This is a genomic window from Amycolatopsis sp. NPDC001319, assembly GCF_042896185.1.
In the GTDB taxonomy this organism is placed as follows: Bacteria; Actinomycetota; Actinomycetes; order Mycobacteriales; family Pseudonocardiaceae; genus Amycolatopsis.
This window is the reverse complement of record NZ_JBIAWY010000007.1, coordinates 481,419-488,263: the sequence shown is the minus strand read 5'-3', so window position 1 is coordinate 488,263 and position 6,845 is coordinate 481,419. Positions and strand designations below refer to the sequence as shown.

6 protein-coding genes and 1 pseudogene are annotated in these 6,845 nt (G+C 68.5%); 5 read left to right on the top strand and 2 right to left on the bottom strand.

The window, feature by feature from the left end; all coding sequences use genetic code 11:
* Together ACFY1H_RS28815 and metG are read right to left on the bottom strand one after the other, a co-directional pair.
* Positions 1-261 (bottom strand): annotated as a pseudogene (locus ACFY1H_RS28815) (IS5/IS1182 family transposase); the annotation flags it as partial.
* Between the two features lie 215 nt (positions 262-476).
* Complete coding sequence (gene metG, locus ACFY1H_RS28810; RefSeq protein ID WP_386951368.1) at positions 477-2,270, bottom strand: methionine--tRNA ligase; 1,794 nt, start codon at positions 2,268-2,270, stop codon at positions 477-479.
* A gap of 62 nt (positions 2,271-2,332) precedes the next feature.
* On the opposite strand from metG, the gene ACFY1H_RS28805 reads away from it, so the two are divergent.
* From ACFY1H_RS28805 to ACFY1H_RS28785, 5 genes are all read left to right on the top strand, one after another.
* The gene (locus ACFY1H_RS28805; RefSeq protein ID WP_386951365.1) at positions 2,333-2,920 is read left to right on the top strand and encodes a PadR family transcriptional regulator; all 588 of its coding nucleotides are present in this window, start codon (positions 2,333-2,335) and stop codon (positions 2,918-2,920) included.
* A 91-nt stretch (positions 2,921-3,011) separates the two neighbouring features.
* Positions 3,012-4,004, top strand: coding sequence for an ATP-binding cassette domain-containing protein (locus ACFY1H_RS28800; protein WP_386951363.1), 993 nt, complete (start codon positions 3,012-3,014; stop codon positions 4,002-4,004).
* On the top strand, positions 3,994-4,758 hold the full coding sequence (locus tag ACFY1H_RS28795) for an ABC transporter permease (RefSeq protein WP_386951361.1): 765 nt from the start codon (positions 3,994-3,996) through the stop codon (positions 4,756-4,758). Before ACFY1H_RS28800 ends, ACFY1H_RS28795 begins: the two co-directional genes overlap by 11 nt.
* Before the next feature lie 90 nt (positions 4,759-4,848).
* Entirely contained in the window at positions 4,849-5,460 is a 612-nt protein-coding gene (locus ACFY1H_RS28790; RefSeq protein ID WP_386951358.1) for a glycoside hydrolase family 25 protein, read from the top strand.
* Between the two features lie 34 nt (positions 5,461-5,494).
* Positions 5,495-6,739, top strand: coding sequence for an aminodeoxychorismate synthase component I (locus ACFY1H_RS28785; RefSeq protein ID WP_366584603.1), 1,245 nt, complete (start codon positions 5,495-5,497; stop codon positions 6,737-6,739).
* Positions 6,740-6,845 lie beyond the last annotated feature (106 nt).

Here is a 6,845-nt window from a genome sequence, read left to right as displayed (position 1 = left end):
GCGTTGCTGCAGGGCTTGGTGCAGGTCGGGGGCGAGGGCGGCGAGAGCGGTGATGGCTTCGTGCAGGTAGCGGTAGGCGGTGGCGAGGCTGACCTGGTGGTCGGTAGCGAGTCGATGGACCGGGGTGGCATCGCGGAACCAGCGCAGCACCAGCAGTGCCTGCCGGTAGGGGGTCAACGCACGTGCGCCGCGGCGGGTGCCTCGCCGGTGTCGCTCGGCGCGCAGCACTGTGCCGACATAGAGGGCCAGCTCGCGTGCCACGTCGAGCGTGGCACCATGGGTGATCACGTGGGGCCTCTGGAATTTTAGGATTCGATCTTCGCAAATCCAGTCCTACCAGCGGCCCCACGCCTCACCTCACGGCAACACGCACCCCCACCTCGCCCTACTGAGAAAACCTCAATGTGGCGTTCGGTGCGCTCAACGCACCCCATGCGGCGTTCGGTGCGGCCGGCGCACCGAACGCCGCATGGGGGTCACTTGACGATCGGCGCCCAGTCGGGGCCGGTCTCGCCGAGGCCCGGGTCGAGCTTGGTGAACAGCGGCGTCGGCTTCTGCAGCGGACGGCCGACCTCGATCGGCTGCGACTCCCACTTGGCCTGCTCGCCCGCGTAGTCGCCGGTCAGGATCGGGTTGATCCGGCCCGGGATGTCGAGGTCCTCGACCTCCTGCAGCTCCGGCTGCGCGGCCCACACGCCCGTGCCGCCCAGCGCCTCGTGCACCTTCTGCGCCGAGTGCGGCAGGAACGGCGTGAGCAGCGTGTTCGCGTCGCTGACCACCTGCAACGCCGTGTGCAGCACGCTGTCACGGCGCGCGGGGTCGTCCTTGAGCTTCCACGGCTCCTGGTCCGACAGGTACCGGTTCGCCGCCGTGACCACACGCATGGCCTCGGACGCCGCCGCCTTGAAGCGCGAGCGGGCCAGGTGGGCACCGGCGACGTCGAACGCCTTGCGCGACAGCGTCTTCAGCTCCTCGTCGGCCGCCGTGGGGGCGTCCGGACGCGGGATCGCGCCGACGTTCTTGTGCGCCATCGAGATCGAGCGGTTCACGAGGTTGCCCCACTCGTTGGCGAGCTCGAAGTTCGTGCGGCGGACGAACTCGTCCCACGTGAAGTCGGTGTCCTGCGTCTCCGGGCCCGCCACGGAGATGAAGTAGCGCAGCGCGTCGGGGCCGAATTCGCGCAGGAAGTCGTGCACGTAGATGACGGTGCCGCGCGAGGTGGAGAACTTCGAGCCGCTCATGGTGAGGAACTCGCTGGACACGATCTCGTCGGGCAGGTGCAGCTTGCCGTACTTGCCCGGCTGGCCGCCGTGGTCGCCCTCGCCGTTGTGGCCGAGCAGCAGCGCCGGCCAGATCTGGGCGTGGAAGGTGATGTTGTCCTTGCCCATGAAGTAATAGGAGCGCGCGTCGGCGTTGTTCCACCACTCCTGCCACGCGTCGGGGTTGCCGGAGCGGCGGGCCCACTCGACGCTGGCGGAGAAGTAGCCGATCACCGCGTCGAACCACACGTAGAAGCGCTTCATCGACTGGTCGCGCCAGCCGTCGAGCGGGATCTTCACGCCCCAGTCGAGGTCGCGCGTGATCGGGCGCGGGCGCATGTCGTCGATGAGGTTCTTGGTGAAGTTGAGGACGTTCGGGCGCCAGTCGTTCTTCGTCGACAGCCAGTCGCCGAGCGTCTTGGTGAACGCAGGCAGGTCGAGGAAGTAGTGCTCGGTCTCCACGAACTTCGGCGTCTCGCCGTTGATGCGCGAGTGCGGGTTGATGAGCTCGGCGGCGTCGAGCTGGTTGCCGCAGTTGTCGCACTGGTCGCCGCGCGCGAACTCGTAACCGCAGATCGGGCAGGTGCCCTCGACGTAGCGGTCGGGCAGCGTGCGCCCGCTCGACGGGCTGATCGCGCCGCGCGTGGTCTTGGGGACCACGTAGCCGTTGCGGTTGAGCGCGAGGAAGATCTGCTGCGTGACCTCGGCGTGGTTGCCGGTGGAGGTGCGGGTGAACAGGTCGTAGGACAGGCCGAGGCCGCGCAGGTCCTCGTCGATCTGGCGGGTGTACTTGTCGGCGGTCTGCTGCGGGGTGAGGCCCTCGTTGTCGGCCTGGACGGTGATCGGCGTGCCGTGTTCGTCGGTACCGGACACCATGAGCACCCGGTTGCCGGCCATTCGCTGGTAGCGGGAGAAGACGTCGGACGGGACGCCGAATCCGGATACGTGGCCGATGTGGCGGGGGCCGTTGGCGTAGGGCCAGGCCACCGCTGTCAACACAGAGGTGCTCATACCTGTTTAGCCTACGGAAACCGTCCAAGGCATTGTTGGGCGGTACGCGAAGGGAGAACGCGGTGTCGGCGACGCGTCTGCTCGTGCTCGGCGTGGTGCGCATGTTCGGCCGGGCGCACGGCTACCAGGTGCGCCGGGAGCTGCTCACGTGGTCGGCGGAGAAGTGGGCGAACGTCCAGCCGGGCTCGATCTACCACGCGCTGAAGAAGATGACGGCCGAGAACCTGCTGGAGAAGGTGGACGTCGAGCCGGGCGACTCGGGGCCCGACCGCGTCGCCTACCGGCTGACCGACGACGGCGAGCAGGAGTTCCAGCTGCTGCTGACCCGCGCGTTGTCCGACCCCGAGGTGGGTCATCCGGAGATGTCGGCGGGCATCGGGCTCATGCCCGCGCTGCCCCGCCAGCACGCGATCAGCCTGCTGCGGCAGCGGCTCGTGCACCTCGAAGGCGAGGAGCGGCGGGCGCGGCTGATGCTCGACGATCAGGCCGATTGGGGCCAGCCGCCGCACGTCGTGGAGCTGTTCCGGCTGTGGGCCGGCATCTCGGGCGCGAGCCACACGTGGCTGGAGCAGCTGATCGAACGCCTCGAGAAGGGCGAGTACGTGATGGCCGACGACGCCGAACCGTTGTTCCGCAAGCCCGCCGAGTAATCAAATTTGACTAGCGCAACCGGCTCGGGCACAGTGTGCTCGTCGATTAGTCAACTTTGACTAGTTGATCTCTGGGAGGAGAGGGTTCTTCATGATCACGGCACGCGGTCTCGAGCGGCGGTTCCGCCGCAAGGGCCGGGGCGGGGGCGAAGTCCACGCCGTCAAGGGGGTCGACCTCGATGTGGAGGCCGGCGAGCTGGTGGGGTTCCTGGGCCCGAACGGGGCGGGCAAGACGACGACCCTGCGCATGCTCACCACGCTGCTGAAGCCATCGGCCGGGACGGCGACCGTCGGCGGGCACGACCTGCTCGCCGATCCGCTGGGGGTCCGGCGCAACATCGGCTACGTCGCGCAGGGCGGGGGCGCGTCGCCGGAGGTGCGCGTCGCCGAGGAGATCGAGCTGCAGGGCCGGCTCTACGGCATGTCGAAGGCCGACGCGATCGCGCGCGGCGCGGTGCTGAGCGAGCAGCTCGACCTCGCGGGGCTGGACCAGCGGCTCACGAAAACGCTGTCCGGGGGTCAGCGGCGGCGGCTCGACATCGTGCTCGGGCTCGTGCACAACCCGGGTCTGGTGTTCCTCGACGAGCCCTCGACCGGGCTCGACCCGCAGAGCCGCGCGAACCTGTGGGACCACATCCGGCGCCTGCGCGCGGAGCACGGCGTGACGATCTTCCTGACCACGCACTACCTCGACGAGGCCGACGCGCTGGCCGACCGGCTGATCGTGATCGACGACGGCCGGATCGTCGCCGAGGGCACGCCCGACTCGTTGAAGTCCCGGGTTTCCGGCGACGGCGTGGTGATCGGCGTCGACCCGTCGGTCGCCACGGACGCCGCGGATGTCGCCCGGCAGCTCACGGGCGCGCACGAGTTCGACGTGGCCGGCGGGTCGATCCGCTTCCGCGTGCCGCGCGGCGACACGGCCATGCCGGAGCTGCTGCGCGCGCTCGACGCGAAGGGCATCGTGATGGAGTCCATGCAGGTCACGCGCCCGACGCTCGACGACGTGTTCCTCACCCTGACCGGCCGCACCCTGCGTGACGCCGAGCAGCCGAGTTCCCCGGAGGTGTCCGGTGTTGCTTGACGTCTGGCTGATCTTCCGCCGCGACATGACGGCGGCGCTGCGCAATCCCGCGTGGCTGCTGATCGGGATCATGCAGCCGCTGCTGTACCTGTTCTTCTTCGGGCCCCTGCTGGTGAAGACGCTCAACGCGCAGGGCCTGTCCGACGTCGACGGCTGGATGGTGCTCACCCCCGCGCTCATCGCGCAGCTGGCGCTGTTCGGCAGCTCGTTCGTCGGGTTCTCGCTGCTGGCCGATTACCGCTCCGGCGTGGTCGAACGGCTGCGCGTCACACCGGTGAGCCGCGCGGCGCTGCTGCTCGGGAAGGTGCTGGCCAACGCGTTGCAGGCGGTGGTGCAGTCGGTGCTGATCATCGTGCTGGCGTACCTGGTGTTCGACCTGGACGCGCCGGTCGGCGGGGTGCTGCTGAGCCTGCTGATCGTGTTCCTGCTGGCGCTGACGCTGGCTTCGTGTTCATACGCGCTGGCGCTCACGTTGAAGAGCGAGGAGTCGTTCCCCGCGCTGCTGAACGCGGTGCTCATGCCGCTGCTCCTGCTGTCCGGGATCCTCATCCCGATCACGGCCGGCCTGGCGCCGAAGTGGCTGTACACGATTTCGCAGATCAACCCGTTCCGGCACGTGGTGGATGTCGAGCGCAACAGCTTCCGCGGCGACTACTCCATGGACGCGCTGTTCACCGGCAGCGTGGTGGTGCTCGTGATGGCGGTGCTCGCGATCTGGTGGGGCACGCGCACGTTCCAGCGGGAAAACGCCTGATCGGACGTCGGACACGCCGGGGTTCGATTTGTGCCGCTGCTCGTTTGCCGACGTAGGGTGGCCTTTCACTTCACCGGACGTGGGGCTGGCGTGACCGAACCGGAGAGCGAGCGTGGGCTCACGCTCACCCATCGCGAGCAGGTGCTCGACTGGACGGCGGTGCGTGCCGCCGACGTCCGCTTCGCGTCGGTGACGATCAGCGAGAACGTGAACTGGCGCGACCCCGGCGCGGAACGGATGCTCACGTCGGCTCAGCACGCTGGTCTGCACACCGGCGCCCGGCACTTCGCGCGGCCGGGCGCCGTGCACGACCAGGCCGACCATTTCGTGCGGACGGCCAGCAAGCTGGGTGCGTTTGCGCCGGGGTCGTTGGCGCCCGCTCTCGAGGTGGACGCTCAGAGTGTCGACGACCGGTTCGTGAAGTCGTGGATCAAGCACGTGCGCCACGCGGCCCGGATCCGGCGCGTGCTCGTGTATGCCGCCCACGACTGCTGGGCCCATCGCCTGCACCCCGACCGCTGGGCCGACCCCGACGTGGTGCTGTGGCTGGTGCGGCACAACGGCATTCCCGGCCGGCCCGGCTGGTTCCACGCGCGGCTGGGGTTGCACCAGCACGCGTTCTCCGGGTTGCCCGGGGTCGCGGGACCGGTGGCGCAGGACGCTGTGGTCTATCCATTCACGATGTCAGACGTGTTGCTCTGATTTTCTTGTCGGGGCCACTTGGCAAGATGTGCGCATGCGGTTCTGGCGGCAGCGGCTTTCGACGGACGTGACACCTTCACGGGCCGTGGTGTTGCTGTCGGCTTTCGCTGCGGCGCAGGGGCGGCCAGGGCCGGCGGCGCTGTGCGGGTCGTGGTTCGGGTCGTCGGCGGTGGTGGCGCCGTTTGTGTCGGTGTCCGCTGGGCCGTTTCCTTCTGGTTTCTCGTTTGACGCACCTGAGGAGTGCGTCGGAGGCGGGTGGTTCGGGTATCTGTCGTACGACTCGGCTGATCCCTCTGGGCGTTCTTCCGGGGTGCCTCGGTCCGCTTGGGGGTGGGCCGATCACGTGCTGCGGTGGGATTCTTTGGGTGACTGCTGGTTCGAGTCACTGGCGGATGACCCGAGGCCACTGTTGTCCACTGTGGAGGAGGCGCTGTCCTCTTATTCTTCGTTGACGTGGACGGCTTCGGTGTTGGAGCGCCCTTCTGTTGCTTCGCACGAGCAGGCGGTGAAGTCGTGCGTTGCCGCGATTGAGGCGGGCGAGCTTTTTCAGGCGAACATCTGCACGCGGTTCACGGGGTCTTTTTCGGGTTCCGCCGCGGCACTGTTCTCGGAGGGCGTGCGGCGGTTGTCGCCGACGAGGGCTGCTTTTGTTGGCGGTGCTTGGGGTTCCGTGGTTTCGCTGTCGCCGGAACTGTTTTTGTCGCGCCGGGGTCGCCGGGTTTCTTCGGTGCCGATCAAGGGGACTCTGCCGCGCCGGGGCCCTGCTGACGACGGGAATGCTCTGCTGCTGCGGCAATCAGCCAAGGACGTCGCCGAGAACGTGATGATCACCGACCTCGTACGCAACGACCTGGGGCGGGTGTGCGCGGTCGGGAGCGTGGTGGTGCCGTCCTTGCTGACCGTGTCACCGGCGCCGGGGGTGTGGCACCTGGCGTCCACGGTGGAGGGCGTGTTGCCATCCGGCGTTTCGGACTCTGCGTTGCTGGCCGCGACTTTCCCCCCAGGCTCGGTCACGGGGGCGCCGAAGATCCGGGCGTTGTCGGAGATCGCCACCCTGGAACCGGTGCCGCGCGGCGTTTACACGGGCGCGGTCGGGTTGTTGTCGCCGGTGGCGGGCCTGGAGCTGAACGTCGCGATCCGCACCTTCGAGATCTCCTCGGGCCGGATCGCCCTGGGCGTCGGCGGCGGCATCACGGCGGATTCGGACAGCGCAGCGGAGTGGCAGGAGTGTCTCCACAAGGCCGCCCCTCTGGAGACACTCCTGGCCACACCTGTTTAGGTCAGCTTTTGCGCCGCATGGACGCCTGCGGTTCAGCTCAGCCTTCGCGCCACACGGACGCCTGCGGTTCAGCTCAGCCTTCGCGCCACACGGACGCCTGCGGTTC